This is a genomic window from Nonomuraea glycinis (genome assembly GCF_035920485.1).
Taxonomy (GTDB): Bacteria; Actinomycetota; Actinomycetes; order Streptosporangiales; family Streptosporangiaceae; genus Nonomuraea; species Nonomuraea glycinis.
This window is the reverse complement of record NZ_CP109166.1, coordinates 3,014,714-3,034,054: the sequence shown is the minus strand read 5'-3', so window position 1 is coordinate 3,034,054 and position 19,341 is coordinate 3,014,714. Positions and strand designations below refer to the sequence as shown.

Genomic DNA, 19,341 nt, shown 5'->3' with positions numbered 1-19,341 from the left:
AACGTGCTGGACCATGCGGCTCGGTAACCGCTACCAACTGCTCTCCCCCATAGCCACAGGCGGCATGGGGGAGGTCTGGCGTGCCCGCGACGAGCTGCTCGGCCGCGAAGTGGCGGTCAAGGTGCTGCGCAGCCACATCTACGCCGACCCCGGGTTCCGCGAGCGCTTCCGCAACGAGGCGCGGATCACCGCCGGCCTGGCCGACCCCGGCATCGCGCAGATCTTCGACTACGGCGAGCACAGCGACCTGGCCTACCTGGTGATGGAGCTGGTGCACGGCGAGCCGCTGTCGGCCATCCTGACGCGCAACGGCTCCCTCGGCCCCGAGGTGGCCCTGGACGTGCTGCACCAGACGGCCAAGGCGCTGCACGTCGCGCATGCCTCGGGCATCATCCACCGCGACATCAAGCCCGGCAACCTGCTCGTCACCTCCGAGGGCGCCATCAAGGTGACCGACTTCGGCATCGCCCGCGCGCTGGAGGCGGCGCCCCTCACCCAGACCGGCACGGTGCTCGGCACCGCCCAGTACGTCAGTCCCGAGCAGGCTCAGGGCCTGCCGCTGACACCGGCCACCGACCTCTACTCGCTGGGCGTCGTGGCCTACGAGTGCCTGTCCGGGCGGACTCCGTTCCGGGCGGAGAGCGCGGTGGCGATCGCCCTGCTGCACCTGTCCGAGGAGCCGCCGCCGCTGGGCGTGGACGTGCCGGCCCCGCTGCGGCAGCTCGTGCTGGCGCTGCTGGCCAAGGACCCCGCCCAGCGCCCCGGCTCCGCGCTGGAGCTGGCCGACCGCGCGTACGTGCTGCGTGAGTCGCTGGTGGGCGGTGCGGTGGGCGCCGAGCTCAGCATGCTGACCGATCCGTCCGGGTTCGAGGTGCGCCCGGCGGAGCCGGACGATGAGCGGCTCACCGACAACTTCGGCGAGCCGGCGGCGGAGACCGTTCTTCAGGAGTCCGCGCCGCAGCCCCGGCCGCGACGGCGGCGCGGGGTCGGGCGGACCCTGGCGCTGGCCGCCACCGCCGGATGCGTGGCGGCGGTCGGATTCGGCGCCTTCGCGTTCTCCTCCCCGCAGGTGGCGCCGGCGCCCGTGTCCACCCCCACGGCGGAGCCCGCCGAGCCGGCGGGCGGTGTCGCGAGCCCCAAGCACAAACCATCCCGTACTAAGACACAGACCCGTCGCCCTCCAGTTGTTACGGTGAAGTCGACAAGGCCGGTACCCTCACGGTCGGCTACGGTTACCAAGTCGGCAACTCCGACGAGACGGCCGACGCCGAAGCCAACCCCGACCGCCACCCGTACACCTACCCCCACACCGACCCCAACGCCGACTACGACGCCGACAGCGACACCTTCGGCCTCGCCGGACCCGGGTGAGACAAACCCGCCGCAGGAGGAGACGTGATGCGCCAACGGGTCGATGATGGACACCGGCGGCCGCCCCCCGAGCAGGCCGGCCACAAGATGAACGGTAAGGGACAGTGCAGGAAATGACTCAGCCTCGGCTACTCGGAGGTCGCTACGAGCTCGACGGTGTCGTCGGGCGCGGCGGCATGGCCGAGGTGTATCGCGCCCGAGACATCCGGCTGGACCGAATAGTCGCGATCAAGACTCTCCGGTCGGATCTGGCAAGGGATCACACCTTCCAGGCCCGGTTCCGTCGAGAGGCGCAGTCGGCGGCCTCGCTGAACCATCCGGCGGTGGTCGCCGTCTACGACACCGGCGAGGACGCCAGCGAGGGCACCCCCGTGCCCTACATCGTCATGGAGTACGTCGACGGCCGGACGCTGCGCGACCTGCTGCGCGCCGATCGGCGGCTGCTGCCGGAGCGCGCGGTCGAGCTGGTCGACGGCATCCTGCGGGCGCTGGACTACAGCCACCGCGGCGGCATCGTGCACCGCGACATCAAGCCCGCCAACGTGATGATCACGACCGGCGGCGAGATCAAGGTCATGGACTTCGGCATCGCCCGCGCGATGGCCGACTCGGCCGCGACCATGACGCAGACCGCGCAGGTGATAGGGACCGCCCAGTACCTCTCGCCCGAGCAGGCGCGCGGCGAGCGGGTCGACGCCCGCAGCGACATCTACTCCACCGGGTGCCTGCTCTACGAGCTGCTCACCGGCCAGCCGCCGTTCACCGGCGACTCCCCCGTCGCGATCGCCTACCAGCACGTCCGCGAGGACCCGATCCCGCCGTCGCAGATCGACCCGGAGATCCCTCAGTGGGCCGACGCGATCGTGCTCAAGGCCATGGCCAAGGACCCCGCCCACCGCTACCAGAGCGCGGGCGAGATGCGGGCCGACATTCAGCGGGCCATGTCCGGCATGCCGGTCGACGCGCAGACGATGACGATGTCCGGCAACTACGGCCAGGGCCAGGGCACCCGGATGATGACGGCGACCCAGTCCGCCGCCGGGCCGGCCACCCAGCGCTCCGGCGCGCTGCCGGACTACGAGTACGACGACGGTGGCGGTCGTGGTGGGCGGCGCAGAGCCGGCGGCGGCAACACCGCCGTCAAGACCGCGGCCTGGATCATCATCCCGCTACTGATCATCGGCGCGTTCATCACCGTGGGTTACGTGGTGCTCAGCGGCGGTGGCGGCGGCGCGTCGACCGACGCCGCGATCAAGGTGCCTGACCTGGCCACGCAGCAGCTCGACTACGCCCAGACCGAGCTGCAGACCCTCGGGCTCAAGGCCGAGGTGATCGAGGAGTTCAGCGACAGCGACAAGGGCACGGTCATCAAGACCGACCCGGCCTCGGGCGTCGAGGTGGAGAAGGGCTCCGTCGTCAAGGTCTACGTCTCCAAGGGGCAGCAGAAGGTCAAGGTGCCTGACGGGCTCATCGGCCTGTCCACCGACGAGGCCAACCAGCTCCTCACGGACGCGGGACTGAAGGGCTCGGTCAAGACCAAGGCGTCCAGCAGGGCGCAGGGCAAGGTCTTCCAGACCGACCCGGAGGCCGGCAGCGCGATCGAGAAGGGTGGCACCGTCACCCTCTACATCCCCAAGCAGCTGGCCGAGGTGCCGAGCGTGCTCAACCTCACCGAGGCGGACGCCAAGAAGGTGCTCGAGAGCGCGGGCTTCAAGGTCCAGGTGCGCAAGCAGCCCGACCAGCAGGCCCAGGGCACGGTCATCCAGCAGAACCCCGGCGAGGGCGCCAAGCTCTCACCGCGGATGACCGTCACGATCGTGGTCTCCGAGGGGCCGGCGGCGCCGACCGCGACCGAGCCGCCGCCGGACGGCTTCCCGGACGACGAGCAGCCGACGAACGACGACACGGGCCAGCCGCCCACGGACGATATCCCGACCCAGGATGAGCCACCGGGCGACGACCCGTTCGGCGACAACGGCCTGGAGGGCTGACCGACGTCGAAGGCCGCCATCCCCACCGGGGGGTGGCGGCCTTCGCGTGTGTCTGCGGCGTCCGTACCGCGTGCTGGTTCTGTACGGCTGCCGCTGGTTCTGTACGCCTGGCCGCGCCGGACAGCGAGAAGCGCCCCCGCCGCTCGGGGGCAACGGCGGGGACGCTTGTCCTTGTGTCGTTTCGCGGCGGTTGTTCGTTACAGGAGTGCGTGCAGCCAGTTCTCCAGGAGTTGGTGGCCGTGCTCCGACAGCACGGATTCGGGGTGGAACTGGATGCCTTCGATCGGCGCGGAGCGGTGGCGCAGGCCCATGATGACGCCGTCGTCGGTGCGCGCGGTCACGTCCAGCTCGTCGGGCACGGTTTCCGGGCGTACGGCCAGTGAGTGGTAGCGGGTCATCCGCACCGGCGACGGCAGCGCGGCGAAGACGCCCTTGCCGTCGTGGGAGATGGCGCTGGTGTCGCCGTGCACGAGCTCGGGGGCGCGGGCGACCGTGGCGCCGAAGGCGCAGGCGATGGCCTGGTGGCCCAGGCAGACGCCCAGCAGGGGCTGTCCTCGCCGCAGCGCGTGGTGGACCAGGGGGATGCTCACCCCGGCCGCCTCGGGCGTGCCGGGGCCGGGGCTGACGAGCACGCCGTCGAAGCCCTCGGCGTCGGCCACGCGCACGTCGTCCCGGGGGCGCACGTCACACGTGGCGCCCAGCATGCGAAGGTATTGGACGATGGTGTGGACGAAGCTGTCGTGGTTGTCCACCACCAGCACACGGCTCATCTGCGTACGGTCACCTCGTCGAGCGTCACAGCCGGCTCCCATAGGGGGAACACGACATACCAGAGTATGGCCACCGCGACGGCGGCCAGCACCACCGCCCCCAGCAGCTTGGCCCCGGTGTCACCGGGGAGCTTGCGCCACAGCCAGGCGTACACGTCACTCCTTCCTGAGCTCGGTCTGCTTGAGCACGCCATGGACGATGAGCCGCTGGGCGGCCGAATACTCCGGATGGCAGGTGGACAGGGTGATGTACGGACGGATGGGCCGGATGTCGGGCTTGCCGGGGACGGGGGCGATCACCTCGACCTCGTCGGGCTCCACGATGTCCTGGGAGGTCACCCGGTAGGTGTAGCGGGCCTCGCGGGCCTCGACGATGATCTCGTCGCCGCGCTCCAGCTCGTCGATGCGGTTGAACGGCGCGGCATACGTGGTCCGATGCCCCGAGACCACGAAATTTCCTACCTTGCCGGGCAGGGCGCTGCCGGGGTAGTGGCCCGGCCCCTTCTTCAGATGCTCGGCGTCCACGCCCTCCACCACGGCGTACTCGTAACCGCGGCCCAGCCTCGGGATGCGCAGCATGGCCAGCGCCCCGCCCAGCTCGATCTTCTCGATCCGCCCCGCCGCCAGCTCCCGCTGGAGCAGCAGCTGCTGGCTCGCGGTGTAAGCGCCGGTGCCCCAGAGCAGGTAGGCGCAGAACAGCGTCAGGATCAGGCCCGCGGTGACGCTCAGCTCCCCCACGGTCCGTAGCGTGGCCCGCACCCGGCCAGCGTATGCGTGCGCGATCGTGATCCCTGGGATCGCCATGTCCCGCGCGTGGCGACTATCCTGGGGCACGCTACGACTACCCTTAACGAAGAGCCTGCGGACGATCCGGAAGCCCAGGCCCTCAGCAGGAGTTATCCAGTGCCCAAGTCCAAGGCTCGCAAGAAGGCGGTTTACACCCCGCCGCAGAAGTCCCAGACGGTGAAGGTCAGCCCTCGCTGGCTGGCGCCGACGATGGTCGTGTCATGGATCGTCGGCATCCTGTGGATCGCCACCTACTACGTGGCGCCCACCGCACCCTTCATCGGTGATCTGCAGAACTGGAATCTGCTGATCGGGTTTGTCTTCATCATCTTCGGTGTGGTTCTCTCCACCCGCTGGCGTTAGTTTTTTCCACAGCTTTTCCACAGCTGGGGACGTCAGCGCAGGGTGTCGAGGATCGTGGCATCTCTGACCAGCACGAGCACCACGAGGATGGCCAGCGCTCCCACGATCGCCAGCACCTGCCACAGGGTCCGGTTGTTCTTGGGGGCGAAGGTGATGGCGCCTGCCAGCACCGCCCCGGTGATGAGGCCGCCCACGTGGCCGGTCCAGCTGATGCCCGGCACGATGAACGTGATGACCAGGTTGATCGCGATGAGCGCGGCGATGCCGCCCACCTCGGTGTTCAGCTTGCGCCCCACCACGAACATCGCGGCGAACAGCCCGAAGATGGCCCCGGACGCGCCCACGGTCGCCGAGTTGGGCTGATCCAGCCAGAACACCATCACCGAGCCGCCCAGTGCGCTGACCAGATAGACGGCCAGGAAACGGGCATGCCCGAAGGCTCGCTCCAGGTAGGGGCCGACCATGTAGAGGGCCCAGCAGTTGAACAGGATGTGGAAAACTCCGCCGTGCACGAACGCCGCGGAGATCAGCCGGTAATACTCGTCCAGCACGGCGACCCCGGCCGGCCACATGGCGAGCCGCTCGGTGACGTCCAGATCCGGGAGCTGCTGGGCGCCGAACACGACCACGTTGATGGCCAGCAGTGCCCAGGTCACGACGGGCGTGGTGACGACCGAGCCGCCGAAGGTGGATCTGGCCTGCCGGATGCCCTTGTTGCCCTCGGCCACGCACTCGGGACACTGGAACCCCACGGCGGCATCGCGCATGCAGTCGGGGCAGATCGGCCGGTCACACCGCTGGCAGCGGACCCAGGTCTCTTTGCCAGGATGCCGGTAGCACGTCGGCACCGCCTCCGCGGGCTGCTCGGGCTGCGAAGGCGTGCTGGGCGGCTGGCTGGTCATGACCGCAGCCTATGGCAGCGACGACCCTGCCGCGTCTGCCTGAGCGCCCTCGTGCGGCAGGCGGTGCACAGGCGGCAGGCGGTGCACCGGCAGCCGCCGCGTGGACGGCAGGGCGGTGCGGGCCGCCGGGTGGACGGCGGGCGATGCGGGGGCCGCCGGGTGGGCGGCCCCGTCGCGTCCGGTCAGGTCAGGCTTGGACTCGCTCGATGGTGACCGACTCCAGGACGACGTCCTCCACCGGGCGGTTGTTACGGCCGGTCTTGGTCTTGGAGATCGCGTCGATCACGTCCTGACCCTCGATCACCTCTCCGAAGATGGTGTGCTTCCCGTTGAGGTGCGGCGTGGGCACACTGGTGATGAAGAACTGCGAGCCGTTGGTGCCCTTGCCGAACCGGATCCCGGCGTTGGCCATGGCCAGCAGGTAAGGACGGTCGAAGTAGAGGTCCGGGTAGATCTCGTCGTCGAACTCGTAGCCGGGGCCCCCGATGCCCTGACCGAGCGGGTCGCCGCCCTGGATCATGAAGTCGGGGATGATCCGGTGGAAGATCGTGCCGTCGTAGTAGCGGTTCGTGCTCTTCTCACCGGTGCCGGGGTGGGTCCACTCGCGGCTGCCCTCGGCGAGCTCGACGAAGTTTCGTACCGTCTTGGGCGCCTTGTTGGGGAAAAGCTCGACTTTGATATTGCCACGATTGGTCTGCAGATGTGCGATCAGCTTCTCAGCCACGAGACAGCTGCCTTCCTCTATGTACGACATTGACTTATACGGTTTTGATGCCTATGGCCGTTGGGCCGCTGTAACCATCCTCCCATGGGTCGCCATGATTGAGCCGCCTTGTACCGGGAAGGTCAGGCGCGGGGCCCCAACAACAGGGGAGGTAGACGTGTCCCTGACACTGAGAAGACGACGCGTGGTCATAGAGGTACCCACCACGTGGACGGGCCGGATGAAGGCCCAGGCCGTGCGAACCGGCCGACGGATGGCGCCGATGGCGGATCAGGCCAAGTTGGTCGCCAACCGGCGAGTGGAAGACGCCCGTTACAGGGTGGCACCAATGCTAGAGAATGCCGCACACCGGGTCGAGGACCAACTCGCCCCGAAGGTCAGCTACGTGCTGACCACGGCAGCGGACAGGGTGAGTCCGGTCAGGCGGAAGTCCCGGCAGTGGCCGATGTTCACCCTGATGACCGGTCTTGCGCTGGGAGCGGTGGGCTACATGTTCTACCGCCGCAATGCCCAGCAGTGGACCGATCACATGAAGGAATCGGCGTCCGACGCCTCACGCTGGGTCAGCGAGAAGTCCGACAGGACGAGGGAAACGGCGGACCAGGCCGGTGCGACGATGTCCAGCACGGCGGATGAGGCTTCACGAAAGATGTCGTGATCCGCAGTGAGAGCGCGCTCCCGTAGTACGGGGGCGCGCTCTCTCATGTCCGGCGACTGTGAGCTTTGTCGCTGCATGTTACTTATAGGGTCATTGTCATGCTTTACGGCAGGAGCGCGGAGACTGCCGCGATCGACGACCTCATCGGTGCGGCGGCGGCGGGAGCGGGGCGCGCGCTGGTGCTGCGTGGCGAGGCGGGTGTCGGCAAGTCGTCGCTGCTCGACCTGGCGGCCTCTCGGGCGACTGCGATGGCCGCGCCGGTGGTGGTGTTGCGGGCTCAGGGAGTCGAGGGCGAGGCCGATCTGGCGTTCGCGGCGCTGCACCAGTTGCTGCGGCCGGTGACCGGGCTGCTCGGCACGCTCCCCGGGCCGCAGCGGGACGCGGTGTCGGGGGCGCTCGGGCTGGCCGCGCCCAGTGCGGACCGGTTCCTCGTGTCGGCGGGCGTGCTCTCGCTGCTGGCCGAGGCCGCGGCCGGCGGCGGGCTGCTCTGTCTCGCCGACGACTTCCAGTGGTTCGATCGGGCCTCGGCCGACGCGGTGCTGTTCGCGGCCAGGAGGCTTCGGACGGAGAAGGTGTCGATGCTGCTGGCCGTACGGGGTGACGGTCAGTGCAAGGGGGTGCCGGAGCTGCCGGTGGGCGGGCTCGACCCGGAGAGCGCGGTCAGGCTGCTGGACTCCAAGGCGGTGGTGGCGCCCGGCGTGCGGGCTCAGCTCGTGTCGCTGACCGGTGGGAACCCGCTGGTCCTGGGCGAGACCGTGGCGTTGCTGAGCGCCGACCGGCTCGCCGGGCGCGCGCCGCTGCCCGACCCGTTGCCGGGTGGCGAGCAGCTCTTCGGTGAGCAGGTCGCCCGCCTGTCCGGGGACGCCCGCCGCGTCCTGCTCATCGCCTCCCTGGAGAGCGACCTCTCCTTGGTCCTGTACGCCGCCGCCCACCTGTCCGCCGGCGACCCGTCCCCAGGCCCCGAGGAGACCTCCGGCAACCCCCGGAGCGACTACGGCAACCCCTTGGAAGGCCGGCCGATGGCGGGGCTGCATGAGGCCGAGAGCGTCGGGTTGGTCACCATTTCCGGGGAGAAGGTGCGGTTCCGGCATCCGCTCGTCAGGTCGGCGGTGCACGCCTCGGCCAGTTCGGTGGAGCTGCGGCGAGCGCACGCGGCGCTGGCCGGCCTGGTGGAGGGTGACAGGCGCGCCCGGCACCTGGCCGCCGCCACCGTCGGGCAGGACGAGGCCGTGGCCGCCGCACTGGCCGCGTCGGCGGCACGGGCACAGGCCAGGGGTGGGTACGGCGACGCGGCCAACGCCTTTGCGAGGGCGGCGGAGCTCACGCCGGAGCCGCTGACCCGCGCCCGCCGCTTCAAGGACGCGTCCGCCGCCGCCTGGCTCGGCGGCCGCCCCGGCCAGGCACAGACCTACCTCGCGGACGCCCGCCGGCTCGCAGCCCTGGCGACAGGTGCGGATGGTGGGCTGGTTGAGGAGATCGGGCAGTTGCGGGGGCGGTTCGAGCTCAACTCCGGGGACGCGGCCGAGGCGATGCGGATGCTGGCGGCCGGGCGTGGCATGGGGATGCTGGCGGACGCGTGTGAGGCCGCGAACTGTGTGGGCGATGTGGACACCATCATCGAGATCGGGCGCAGGGCACGAGCGTTTCCGCGCGGGTTCGTACGGGATGTGGTGGTCGGGATGGGGGCGATGCTGGCGGACGGCAGCGGCGGGGAGCTGCTGCGGGGGGCGGTGGAACGGGCGGACGAGCTGGCGGAGGCGGCCGAGTTCCTGTGGGCGTCGGCGGCGGCCTCGTACCTGGGTGAGGCCGATGCCGCCGCCGAGCTGGCCGGCCGGGCGGGCCGGGTGGCCAGGGTGTCGGGGATGGCGGGCCAGCTGCCGGTGGTGCTGGAGTACCTGTCCACGGCCGAGCGGCTGAAGGGGAGGCCGGCCGAGAGCGCCGCCATCGCCGAGGAGGGGCTGGCGCTGGCCCGTGAGGCGGGCTACCGGAACTCCGAGGCGGCGCACCTCGCCAACCTGGCGGTGGTGGCGGCGCTGCGGGGCGAGGAGGAGGCCTGCCGGCGGTACGGGGAGCAGGCGCTGGCGATCGCCGTGCCGCACCGGGTCGGGTTGCGGGTGGGGGTGGCGGCGTACGCGCTGGCCCTGCTGGATCTGGGGCTGGGCAGGTTCGCCGCGGCGCATGACCGTTTCATGGCCATCACGCGGGCCGGGCCGGGGGCGGGCCATCCGACCGTGGTGTGGCGCACCACTCCCGACCGGGTGGAGGCGGCGGTGGCGGCGGGTGAGATCGAGGCGGCGCGGGAGGCGCTGGCGGGGCTGGAGCGATGGGCGGCCGAAGCCAGGACGCCCGAGTCGCGGGCGCTGCGGCTGCGCTGCCGGGGGCTGCTGGACGGCGACGCGGCGGACTTCGAGGAGGCGTTGCGGCTGCACCAGGAGCCGTTCGAGGGGGCGCGCACCGCCATGCTCTACGGGGAGCGGCTGCGGCGTACCCAGGAGCCGGGGAAGGCGAGGGGGCATCTGCGGGCGGCGCTGGAGACGTTCCAGAGGCTGGGGGCGGAGCCGTGGGCGCGGCGGGCGCTCGACGAGCTGCGGGCGGCGGGCGAGGCGGCCGAGAGGCCGGCGAGCGACGCGTGGGCCGCGCTCACGCCGCAGGAGCTGCGCATCGCGCGGCTGGTGGCGGAGGGGGCGTCGAGCAAGGAGGTGGCGGTCCGGCTGTTCCTCAGCCCGCGTACGGTCGAGTACCACCTGTACAAGATCTATCCGAAGCTCGGCATCACGAGCCGTACTGAGCTCGCCCGGCTTCTGTAGGGGCCAGTAGTTCTACGGAAGGCACCGGTACGGGCGGCGGGCAGGCTGAGGGCATGCAAACGAAACTGATCGACATGGACGGCATCGAGCTCTACACCGAGGAGTTCGGCGACCCTGCCCACCCGCCGGTCCTGCTGGTGGCCGGCTCGATGTCCCAGGGCATCATGTGGCCGGACGAGTTCGTCGGGCGGCTGGTCGCGGGCGGCCGCCGGGTGATCCGCTACGACCACCGCGACACCGGCAGGTCGGGCACCGTGGACTTCGACGCGCACCCGTACAGCTGGCTCGATCTCAAGGACGACGTGCTGCGGGTGATGGACGCGTACGGGCTGGAGGGTGTGCATCTGGTCGGGCATTCGGCGGGCGGGCTGATCAGCCAGATCGTGGCCGTGGAGCAGCCGGCGCGGGTGCTGACGCTCACCCTGGTCGGCGCGTCTCCGCTGGGGATGGGCGAAGGTGAAGTGATCATGCGAGCGCTCACGGGACAGCCGCAGCCGGAGGGCAGCCTGCCGCCGCCCACGCCGGAGTTCGTGCGGTGCTTCGCCGAGCTGATCACGGGGACGCCGCCCACGACCAGGGGTGAGGAGATCGACCGGCTGATCGCCGAGGCCAGGGTGCTGAACGGCACCGCGCTGCCGTTCGACGAGGACGCCGAGCGGCGGCTGGCCGAGCGGGTGCACGAGCGGGCGAGGGATCTTTCAGCACTGGTGAACCACCGCCGGGCCGGGGCGGAGAACCCGGGCTTCGAGCCGGAAGGGGTGCTCGGCCAGGTGAAGGCGCCGACGCTCGTCATCGAGGGCACGCACGAGCCGGCCAAGCCGGGGCACGGCGCGATCATCGCCGAACAGATCCCGGGGGCGCGGCTGCTGATGGTCCGGGACATGGGGCACCTGATCGCGCCGCAGGTGGTGGAGGAGCTGGCCGGGGCGCTCCTCACGCACACGGCGCGTTGACCTCGTATCGCGGGGCGTTTCGCACGCACACGACGCGTTGACCCGCTCTCGTATCGCGGCGCGTTGCACACTCGTACGGCGGGTCAGCCGGTGATCTGCGACAGGGCGGCGAGTGCCTGCACGACCTGGCGGGCGTCGGGGGTGCTCTCCGGGTCGAGGAGCCACTGGATCATCAGGCCGTCGGTGATCGCGATCAGCACGGAGACCAGCACCTCGGGCGCGACGGGCATCTCGACGCCGAACTCGGTGCCGGCCCGGCGGAGCATGTCCACGCCCGCCTGGCGGCTCTTGGCATAGGCGGCGGCCAGCTTGTCCCGCAGGGCGCTCTCGCGCAGTGCGGCCGGATAGCCCTCCAGGCAGACGACAAGCTGGGGACGCAGCTCGTCGAACACGTCCACGAGCGCGGTCATGGCACGTTCGAGCAGCTCGCGGGGGGAGCCGACGCCGCCCGGGCCGAAGATGGTCCGCTCGACCCGCTCGGTCCACGCCTCGAAGCAGTCGGCGATGGCCTCGTGGAGCAGGGCGTCCTTGCCGCCGAAGTGGTAGCCGATGGAGGCCAGGTTGGTCCCCGACGCGGCGACCAGGTCGCGGGCCGTGGTGCGGGCGTAGCCCTTCTCGGCCAGGCAGGTCACCGCTCCTGCCAGGAGCCTTTCGCGGGCCTCTTTTCGTGACACGTGATCCATGCTACTGATGCATACAAGCGTCTATGACAGACGTACGTATACATCTGAGGAGATGCCATCATGCTGCCACCCGGCCCACGACTCCCCTCGCCGCTCCAGCTGGCGTGGTTCGCGAGAGATCCGGCAGGGCTGTTCGAGAGCTGTCACCGCAGGTACGGCCCGGTCTTCACGATGCGTTACCCCGGCTTCCCACCCGAGGTGTACGTCGCCACCGCGGAGCTGGCCGAGCAGGTCTACCGGACCGACGCGGGCGGAGGGAACGCCGGCGAGGCCCGGCGAGACTTCCTCGAACCCCTGGTGGGCGCGCACTCGGTGCTGACCCTGGACGGCGACAACTGGGCGAAACACCGCAAGGCGCTCACCCCGCCCCTGCGTGCCAGGCAGGTCGCCGGCTACCACGACGAGATCGCGGCCATCGCCGCCGAGAAGATCGCCACCTGGCCGCTGGGCGAGCCGTTCACGCTGCGCGACCGCATGCAGGAGATCACGCTGGAGATCATCATCCGGCTGGTCTTCGGCATCCGCGACGCCGGGCGCATCGGCCGGCTACGGGCGTTGCTCCCGCGGCTGATCGAAGCCGGTGGGTCCATGTCCGTGGCGATGCTGCCGCCCCGGTTGCGCGAGCCGATGGCCCGCCTGCCGTTCTCGCCGTACGCGCGCTTTCTCAGGGTGCGCGCCGCCGTCGACGCGATCCTGTTCGAGGAGATCGCCCGCCGCCGGAAGGAGCCCGAAGGGACGGACGTACTGAGCAGGTTGCTGGCGACCGGGCTCGGCGACCAGGAGGTGCGCGACGAGTTGATCACTTTGCTGATCGCCGGGCACGAGACCACGGCGACCGGCCTGGCGTGGGCTTTCGAGCGGCTGCTGCGCCTGCCGGACGTGCTGCGACGGCTGCCGGACGACGAGCCCTACCTCGACGCGGTGATCAAGGAGGTGCTACGCGTCCGGCCCGTCGTCTACGAGGCGCCCAGAGTGCTCGACGCGCCGCTGCGGCTGGGTGGGTACGAGATCCCGGCCGGATGGTACGCGGGACCGTCGATCCCGCTCGTGCACCACGACGCGGCGGTCTTCCCGTCGCCGGAGGAGTTCCGGCCGGAACGCTTCCTCGACGGGCAGCAGAGCAGAGCCTGGATGCCGTTCGGCGGCGGCCGTCGCTTCTGCGTCGGCGCGCAGCTGGCACTGCTGGAGATGCGGGTCATCATCCGCGAAGTGCTACGCCGCCTGGAGCTCACGGCACCGGATCCGGCGCCCGAGGCCAGGCGGCTCGCGAACGTCACCTTCGCTCCCGCACGACTCACGCGCGTTACTGCGCGCGCTCACTATCCTGCTCGGACGCCGTAGCCGAGCGCATCTCATCCCGCTCGTCGTCGGCGCCCAACTCCTTGCGGAGCCGGTCATAGTCGATGTTGTGGTTGGTGTACTTCAGCTGGCGAGCGACCTTCGTCTGCTTCGCCTTGGCTCTTCCTCGGCCCATGGCTACTCCCTAGTCCCCGCTGTCATGCTATCCAACAACGTTACGACTTGAAGAATTATGCAACTGCGCTCGATTAGTCTGGCAGTATGCACGTGGAGGTCAACCAGGCCAAGGCCGACTTCTTCCGAACTCTCGGCCACCCCGCTCGCATCCGAGTGTTGGAGCTACTCCAGGAAGGGCCACTGCCCGTCAGGGAGCTCCTGGCCCAGATCGACATCGAGGCGTCCAGCCTCTCCCAGCAGCTCGCGGTCCTGCGCAGGGCGGGCATCGTGAGCGCCATCCGCGAAGGCAGCACCGTGGTCTACACGCTGGCCACTCCGGAGCTCGCCGACCTGCTCGTCACCGCCCGCCGCATCCTGACCGACATGCTCGCCGACCAGGGCCAGTTGCTGGCAGAGCTCCGGGCGGAGGTCACCTAGGCCGCCCTGTGGGGCCAGAGCCCTTATCGGTTAGGCTCTGGCCCATGGTCTCCGAGCTCTTCGATGCCAAGGCGTGGCAGGTCGTCGACGGTTTCGACTTCGCCGACATCACCTACCACCGCGCCGTCGACCAGGGCACCGTGCGGATCGCGTTCAACCGCCCGGAGGTGCGCAACGCCTTCCGGCCGCAGACCGTGGACGAGCTCTACCGCGCCCTCGACCACGCCCGCCAGAGCACGGACGTGGGCTGCGTCCTGCTGACCGGCAACGGCCCGTCGCCCAAGGACGGCGGCTGGGCGTTCTGCTCCGGCGGCGACCAGCGCATCAGGGGCAAGGACGGCTATCAGTACGCCGACGGCACGGCCTCGACCGGCCGCCTGCACATTCTCGAGGTGCAGCGGCTGATCCGCTTCATGCCCAAGATCGTCATCGCCGTGGTCCCCGGCTGGGCCGCGGGCGGCGGGCACAGCCTGCACGTTGTGGCCGATCTCACACTCGCCAGCGCCGAGCACGGCCTGTTCAAGCAGACCGACGCCGACGTGGCGAGCTTCGACGGCGGCTTCGGCTCGGCTTACCTGGCCCGCCAGGTGGGCCAGAAGTTCGCCCGGGAGATCTTCTTCCTCGGCGACACCTACTCCGCCGCGGACGCCCACCGGATGGGCATGGTCAACGCGGTGGTGCCGCACGAGGAGCTGGAGACGGTGGCCCTGGAGTGGGGCCGCAAGATCAACGGCAAGTCGCCGACGGCCCAGCGGATGCTGAAGTTCTCCTTCAACCTGATCGACGACGGGCTGGTGGGGCAGCAGGTGTTGGCCGGTGAGGCGACCCGGCTGGCCTACATGACGGACGAGGCCGCCGAGGGTCGTGACTCCTTCCTGGACAAGCGCGAGCCCGACTGGTCCCCGTACCCCTGGCACTACTAGCCGGGCGCCCAGGATCCGATCCCCACACCAGGTCGACAGCTGACCATCGCGAAGATCAAGCCCCCGGCGCCCTATCGCGTAGCCCCGTATTCGGGTTGTCCAGCTATCTTCGCCGCCAGTTCCTCGCAATCCCGGCTGAGAAGCACGTACAGGTAGCCCTGTTGGTACTGCTCCGCAGATGGGTGCTGCTTGCGCGATGCGGCGACTCCCCACGTGGGCAGAACGTCTATCTGCCATGCCCTGCCGAACCTGGCTTCGAAGTCTTCTGGGGTCATGACCCGTCCGTCACGTAGCCAGGAAGTAGCGGCGGGACCCTGGCCGACTCGTGCGAGGGGATGATGTACCGCCTGTCCGGTGCCAGGCCGCCGCGTCCGTCAACCTGTGCCACATCCACGAGGTACGCACCGGATCGCGGAGCTATCCGCACGGTGGCGACACGCCATCCTTGAGGAGCGAAGATCAGCAACTCGGGTGGGTAGCGATGTTGCGTGCTTTCTGGAGGTGCGGGCCAAGTTGATGACTTGAGAGTGAGCTTGAGATATTCGACGATGTAGGTACGCATTCCGCGCTGGATCAGCAGATTACGCAGTTTCGCGAGAGTTTTGTCGTGCTTGGCCGCGATGACGTCGCTGATCGGCTCCCGGGTGGGGTCCGTATGGGACCCTTCGGTCATTTCCTCCCGTAGTTCGTGAGCCATCGAGTATCACCGACCTTGTCTGTGTCCGAAAATGCGGCCTCCGCCGCAACAAGAACTCGGGAATATCCGTCTCTTGATCCGGACAGGATGATGAGGACCTGTCCGGATGGTCTGCCGGTTTCCCCGAGAAGCATTCCCAGAGTGCTCTCTCCCAGCTACTTTGTATCTACCGAGCGACTGTCCGTATCCAGACAACCGCTGTACGCCTTGTCTGTGCGGTATTCGGGAAAGCTGTCCGGAGCAATTGGAGGAGCGGCATGTCGGCGGATGAACAGGCTCCATCCCCGAACGAGGGCAACCCGTACGGTGCGGCATTGAGGGAAGCCCGGATGGCGGCCGGCCTATCCCAGGCGGCCATGGGGTCGTTGATCCCGTGCAGCGAAAGCTTGATCGGCCTGATTGAGCGAGGCAAGCGAAAGCCGACCAGAAATTTCACCCTCTCGGCGGAAACTGTCCTGAATCTGGGCGGGGAACTGCTTCGTCTGCTGTCAAGCGCCACGGTTGTGTCGGCTCCGAAGTGGTTCAGAGAGTGGCCCAAAGTGGAGGAGAACGCCCACACGATCCGTACATGGCAACCCCTGGTCATTCCGGGGCTTCTACAGACGCCGGCCTACGCGCGAGCGATTCTCGGTGCTGAGCCAGGAGTCACCCACACCTGGATCGAGGAGACCGTCGCTACACGACTTCATCGACAGAGGGTGTTCGAGCGCAAGGAGCCGCCCATGTACTGGGCGCTGCTGGACGAGTGTGCCCTGATCCGCCCTGTCGGAGGCACCGACGTGATGCGGGAGCAGCTTGAGCATCTGCTCACGATGATGGCCACCCCCTTCGTCTCGATACAGATCGTCCCTCTCAGCGTGGGCGCCACGCCGGGTCTACTCGGCGGCTTCGCCTTGGCCAAGGGCGTCGGCATGCCGGACCACATCTCCCTTGAAGACGCCGCACAGGGCTCTGTATCGGATCGCGAGGAGACGGTACGAAAGGTTAATCTCAGATACGACGCGATCCATAAGTGGGCCCATCCCATACACGTGAGCGAGCGACTAGTACGTGAGGTGGCGGCAAGGTATGAGAATCACTGATGAGCTGCGCGTCGAGCTGAATGCCGCAGAATGGACGAAATCCACACTTTCTGGCTCCAGCGGAGGCGACTGTCTCTATGTGGCCAAGCTGAGTGGCGATCGTTACGCGATCAGGGACTCCGAGCAACCGGACGTTGAGCCGCTGCTCTTGCGTGGGGGCGTCTTCCGCGCCTTCGTGGGCGGTGCGAAACTCGGCGAGTTCGACATCTGACCACTCAAGACAAGAGGTCCCCATCACTACAGGGGCCTCCGCCCTTCTCTCCTTCACCACAAAGAGTGTCCGTACGGTTACAGACGGCTCTGGTTTCCTTCCCAATCCCTTGATGGCTCCGTAGCGTCAAGGGAGAAAGGCTCCCCAGCGGAAGGAACACCTCGATGGCCATGACGCCAAATCAGACAGCGCGACCGTGGGGCTTGAGTCGTATGGCCCCGCCTTGCTCAGTCGCTCCCCTGGAATACGCCACGATCACGTTCGATCCCGAAACGCAGCTCACCCACTTCCATGACGCCGGTGGTGCGATCGTGGACATGCAGCGCGGAACGGTAACCACGTCGCAGGGTGGTAGTGACGGCTCGGCCAACTCGCCCAAGGTCGCGGACGACAGCAACGACTGATGCCACCAACGCCGACCGCTGTGTTGGTTGTCACGTCATTGATTGACGAGACGGCCAACACGGTCATAAGAGTCCTGATCGAGCGCGAAGTGCGAGTGGTACGCGTCGATCCCGCCGACATCGGTACTGCGCTGACATTCAGTGCCCATATCGGTAACGGTCGTGACTCGTGGGGTGGCAGACTTCTCACGCCGAGCCGTGACGTCTCCCTGGAGGAGATCGGGGCCACCTACTACCGGCGCCCCAGCCCTTGGCGTAGTGACGCCGCTGACGAACAGGTACGGCAGTTCGTGATCACCGAGGCTCGCCACGGGCTCAGAGGGCTGCTGAGGACCCTGCCGAACTGCCGTTACGTCAACCATCCCGCCGCCACTGAAGGAGCGGACTTCAAGGTCGCGCAGTTGCAGGTGGCTGTGCGAGCAGGGATGAAGATTCCTGAGACGCTGGTCACCAACGATCTCGACGCCGCCCGGAAATTCGCTCTTGAACACGAACACATCATCTACAAGTCGTTCCGAGGGGTTCCGCCGGGCGCGGGCTGCCAGGTGGGCGCCATATGGACGCAGCGGATCAGTGCAGATGATCTGAACGGGTCATTGTCGGTAACCGCTCACCTGTTTCAGAAGGAGATTCAGAAGACCGCTGACGCGAGAGTGACCGTGGTAGGCCGGAAGGTGTTTGCGAGCAGGATCACCGCTCCCGATGGCGCGCTTGATTGGAGACGCGGAGATTGGCGTACATTAATCCACGATCCCATCGAAGTGCCCGAAGCGATCAGGGAGGCTCTATACACCTACCTCGCACACTTCGGCCTGGAGTTCGGTTGTTTCGATTTCGCCATCGAAGAGAGCCGGGCGGGAGAAATCTGGACGTTCATCGAATGTAACCCAAATGGCCAGTGGGGATGGCTGCCGGACTGCGACGCGATAGCGCATGCCTTCGCGGACGTACTACTGGAAGGATGGTGGCCATGACGGACACAGCCGCAGGGCTTCGCCTCGAACTGGCGAACACAATAGGTTCTGCCGACTGGTGCAAGGCGCTGGAAATAGTGCCTCGCGAACGGTTTCTGGGTGATGCCATATACCTGCCTCACAAAGGCCGAGACGACCTATGGGCCCCGATGCGCTGTGCCGACACGGGCGAAGGCGAATGGCTTGCCCTGGTCTACGCCAACGAGACCTGGGTGACGCAGGTGGGCGGCGTCATGGCCGAAGACGCCTCGGAGCTCGTGACAGGGCGGCCGTCGTCGTCATCGACCTTGCCCGGCCTGGTTGTGCGGATGCTGGAGGCGGCCCGGATCGGCGAGGGTGACAAGGTTCTGGAGATCGGCACGGGCACGGGCTACTCGACGTCGCTGATGTGTCAGCGGCTCGGCAGCGACGCGGTCACTTCGATCGAGTACGACCCGGTGGTAGCCGTCCGGGCTCGTGACGCGATCCTCAAGGCGGGTTACACCCCGACGTTGGTGGTCGGAGACGGGCTGTACGGATACGCCGAGAACGCTGAATACGATCGGCTCATCGCGACCTGTTCCGTTCGCACGATCCCGCTCGCGTGGCCGCAGCAGGTCCGCGATGGCGGCACCATCACAGCCCCGATGCGGGGATGGATGGGTGGGGTGGCGTTCGCGCATCTCACAGTGGCGGGTGACGGCGCCGCGAGTGGCCGCTTTCTGAAAGACGACCTGTCCTTCATGACCGCCCGCTCCCACCTGCCTCCTCCGCTCCCGCCGTTGGTCAGAGGCGTTGGAGACGTACGCGAGACCAGAATCGATCCGTCGGCTCTGGACGACCAAGCGGCTCTGTGGGTCGCTCAGCTCGCCGTGCCACAGGCCCAATGCGTCTGGGGCGAGAACGACACGACCTTCCTGATCGATGTCGATTCCGGTTCACGCGCCGTGGTCGAGCCGCAATCCACAGGCGGCTGGACAGTTCATCAGCATGGCCCGGTCAAGCTGTGGGACGCCGTCGAAGACGCCGTTCTGCTGTGGCGGGAAGCCGGTCAGCCGCACCAGTCCACCTTCGGCCTGACCGTGACGCCCGAAAGGCAGCGCGTATGGCTGAGCCACCCCGACGGACCGTCGTGGAACCTACCCGCCTGAAGCCAGGTGGGGCAGCAGG

Annotated in this window: 22 protein-coding genes; 14 read left to right on the top strand and 8 right to left on the bottom strand. The window is 68.3% G+C overall.

Translation table 11 applies throughout. The features are described 5' to 3' along the window. Window positions 1-13 precede the first annotated feature (13 nt). Together OHA68_RS14095 and pknB are read left to right on the top strand one after the other, a co-directional pair. On the top strand, window positions 14-1,399 hold the full coding sequence (locus OHA68_RS14095; RefSeq protein WP_327108031.1) for a serine/threonine-protein kinase: 1,386 nt from the start codon (window positions 14-16) through the stop codon (window positions 1,397-1,399). A gap of 85 nt (window positions 1,400-1,484) precedes the next feature. Then, entirely contained in the window at window positions 1,485-3,362 is a 1,878-nt protein-coding gene (pknB, locus tag OHA68_RS14090; protein ID WP_327108030.1) for a Stk1 family PASTA domain-containing Ser/Thr kinase, read from the top strand. Between the two features lie 197 nt (window positions 3,363-3,559). On the opposite strand, the gene OHA68_RS14085 is transcribed toward pknB, so the two are convergent. The 3 genes from OHA68_RS14085 to OHA68_RS14075 are packed head-to-tail and all read right to left on the bottom strand — an operon-like array spanning window position 3,560 to window position 4,891. After that, a complete protein-coding gene (locus OHA68_RS14085; RefSeq protein WP_327108029.1) occupies window positions 3,560-4,132 on the bottom strand; it encodes an anthranilate synthase component II in 573 nt (190 codons plus the stop codon). Further along, window positions 4,129-4,287, bottom strand: a complete 159-nt coding sequence (locus tag OHA68_RS14080; protein ID WP_327108028.1) for a hypothetical protein — start codon at window positions 4,285-4,287, stop codon at window positions 4,129-4,131. Before OHA68_RS14080 ends, OHA68_RS14085 begins: the two co-directional genes overlap by 4 nt. A gap of 1 nt (window position 4,288) precedes the next feature. Beyond that, on the bottom strand, window positions 4,289-4,891 hold the full coding sequence (locus OHA68_RS14075; RefSeq protein ID WP_327108027.1) for a class E sortase: 603 nt from the start codon (window positions 4,889-4,891) through the stop codon (window positions 4,289-4,291). Between the two features lie 144 nt (window positions 4,892-5,035). Between OHA68_RS14075 and OHA68_RS14070 the strand changes: the two genes are divergently transcribed. Then, a complete protein-coding gene (locus tag OHA68_RS14070) occupies window positions 5,036-5,281 on the top strand; it encodes a cell division protein CrgA (RefSeq protein ID WP_327108026.1) in 246 nt (81 codons plus the stop codon). Between the two features lie 32 nt (window positions 5,282-5,313). Here OHA68_RS14070 and OHA68_RS14065 read toward each other — a convergent pair whose 3' ends face one another. Together OHA68_RS14065 and OHA68_RS14060 are read right to left on the bottom strand one after the other, a co-directional pair. Continuing rightward, complete coding sequence (locus OHA68_RS14065; protein ID WP_327108025.1) at window positions 5,314-6,183, bottom strand: rhomboid family intramembrane serine protease; 870 nt, start codon at window positions 6,181-6,183, stop codon at window positions 5,314-5,316. A gap of 187 nt (window positions 6,184-6,370) precedes the next feature. After that, window positions 6,371-6,907: a peptidylprolyl isomerase gene (locus tag OHA68_RS14060; RefSeq protein WP_435793618.1), complete on the bottom strand. Its 537-nt coding sequence runs from the start codon at window positions 6,905-6,907 to the stop codon at window positions 6,371-6,373. Window positions 6,908-7,064: 157 nt separating this feature from the next. Here OHA68_RS14060 and OHA68_RS14055 point away from each other — a divergent pair, with 157 nt between their 5' ends. The 3 genes from OHA68_RS14055 to OHA68_RS14045 all read left to right on the top strand — a co-directional run bounded on the left by OHA68_RS14055 (window position 7,065) and on the right by OHA68_RS14045 (window position 11,325). Further along, window positions 7,065-7,565 (top strand): hypothetical protein, encoded by a 501-nt coding sequence (locus OHA68_RS14055; protein WP_189137446.1) that lies wholly within the window; start codon window positions 7,065-7,067, stop codon window positions 7,563-7,565. Window positions 7,566-7,663: 98 nt separating this feature from the next. After that, window positions 7,664-10,372: a helix-turn-helix transcriptional regulator gene (locus OHA68_RS14050; RefSeq protein ID WP_327108023.1), complete on the top strand. Its 2,709-nt coding sequence runs from the start codon at window positions 7,664-7,666 to the stop codon at window positions 10,370-10,372. Between the two features lie 53 nt (window positions 10,373-10,425). Continuing rightward, on the top strand, window positions 10,426-11,325 hold the full coding sequence (locus OHA68_RS14045) for an alpha/beta fold hydrolase (protein ID WP_327108022.1): 900 nt from the start codon (window positions 10,426-10,428) through the stop codon (window positions 11,323-11,325). A gap of 83 nt (window positions 11,326-11,408) precedes the next feature. Here OHA68_RS14045 and OHA68_RS14040 read toward each other — a convergent pair whose 3' ends face one another. After that, entirely contained in the window at window positions 11,409-11,999 is a 591-nt protein-coding gene (locus OHA68_RS14040; protein WP_189137448.1) for a TetR/AcrR family transcriptional regulator, read from the bottom strand. Window positions 12,000-12,068: 69 nt separating this feature from the next. On the opposite strand from OHA68_RS14040, the gene OHA68_RS14035 reads away from it, so the two are divergent. Next, window positions 12,069-13,349, top strand: coding sequence for a cytochrome P450 (locus tag OHA68_RS14035; protein ID WP_327108021.1), 1,281 nt, complete (start codon window positions 12,069-12,071; stop codon window positions 13,347-13,349). Here the strand turns inward: OHA68_RS14035 and OHA68_RS14030 are convergent. Then, window positions 13,312-13,482, bottom strand: a complete 171-nt coding sequence (locus OHA68_RS14030) for a DUF3073 family protein (protein ID WP_189137450.1) — start codon at window positions 13,480-13,482, stop codon at window positions 13,312-13,314. The two genes, OHA68_RS14035 and OHA68_RS14030, sit on opposite strands and share 38 nt — an antisense overlap. Before the next feature lie 86 nt (window positions 13,483-13,568). Here OHA68_RS14030 and OHA68_RS14025 point away from each other — a divergent pair, with 86 nt between their 5' ends. Both OHA68_RS14025 and OHA68_RS14020 read left to right on the top strand, forming a co-directional pair. Continuing rightward, the gene (locus tag OHA68_RS14025) at window positions 13,569-13,901 is read left to right on the top strand and encodes an ArsR/SmtB family transcription factor (RefSeq protein ID WP_189137451.1); all 333 of its coding nucleotides are present in this window, start codon (window positions 13,569-13,571) and stop codon (window positions 13,899-13,901) included. 44 nt (window positions 13,902-13,945) lie between these two features. Further along, window positions 13,946-14,824 (top strand): 1,4-dihydroxy-2-naphthoyl-CoA synthase, encoded by an 879-nt coding sequence (locus tag OHA68_RS14020; RefSeq protein WP_327108020.1) that lies wholly within the window; start codon window positions 13,946-13,948, stop codon window positions 14,822-14,824. A gap of 271 nt (window positions 14,825-15,095) precedes the next feature. Here the strand turns inward: OHA68_RS14020 and OHA68_RS14015 are convergent, their stop codons facing one another. Continuing rightward, a complete protein-coding gene (locus tag OHA68_RS14015; protein WP_327108019.1) occupies window positions 15,096-15,521 on the bottom strand; it encodes a hypothetical protein in 426 nt (141 codons plus the stop codon). A 257-nt stretch (window positions 15,522-15,778) separates the two neighbouring features. On the opposite strand from OHA68_RS14015, the gene OHA68_RS14010 reads away from it, so the two are divergent. The 5 genes from OHA68_RS14010 (at window position 15,779) to tgmC (ending at window position 19,322) form a co-directional block, all read left to right on the top strand. After that, the gene (locus tag OHA68_RS14010) at window positions 15,779-16,603 is read left to right on the top strand and encodes a helix-turn-helix domain-containing protein (RefSeq protein ID WP_327108018.1); all 825 of its coding nucleotides are present in this window, start codon (window positions 15,779-15,781) and stop codon (window positions 16,601-16,603) included. Then, window positions 16,590-16,814 carry a DUF397 domain-containing protein gene (locus OHA68_RS14005; RefSeq protein ID WP_327108017.1) on the top strand — a complete coding sequence of 75 codons (225 nt, stop codon included), beginning with the start codon at window positions 16,590-16,592 and terminating at the stop codon, window positions 16,812-16,814. The genes OHA68_RS14010 and OHA68_RS14005 overlap by 14 nt, the downstream gene beginning before the upstream one ends. A gap of 164 nt (window positions 16,815-16,978) precedes the next feature. Then, entirely contained in the window at window positions 16,979-17,218 is a 240-nt protein-coding gene (tgmA, locus tag OHA68_RS14000) for a putative ATP-grasp-modified RiPP (RefSeq protein ID WP_327108016.1), read from the top strand. Beyond that, complete coding sequence (tgmB, locus tag OHA68_RS13995; protein ID WP_327108015.1) at window positions 17,218-18,192, top strand: ATP-grasp ribosomal peptide maturase; 975 nt, start codon at window positions 17,218-17,220, stop codon at window positions 18,190-18,192. The genes tgmA and tgmB overlap by 1 nt, the downstream gene beginning before the upstream one ends. Further along, window positions 18,189-19,322 (top strand): ATP-grasp peptide maturase system methyltransferase, encoded by a 1,134-nt coding sequence (tgmC, locus tag OHA68_RS13990; protein ID WP_327108014.1) that lies wholly within the window; start codon window positions 18,189-18,191, stop codon window positions 19,320-19,322. Before tgmB ends, tgmC begins: the two co-directional genes overlap by 4 nt. Window positions 19,323-19,341: the final 19 nt, after the last annotated feature.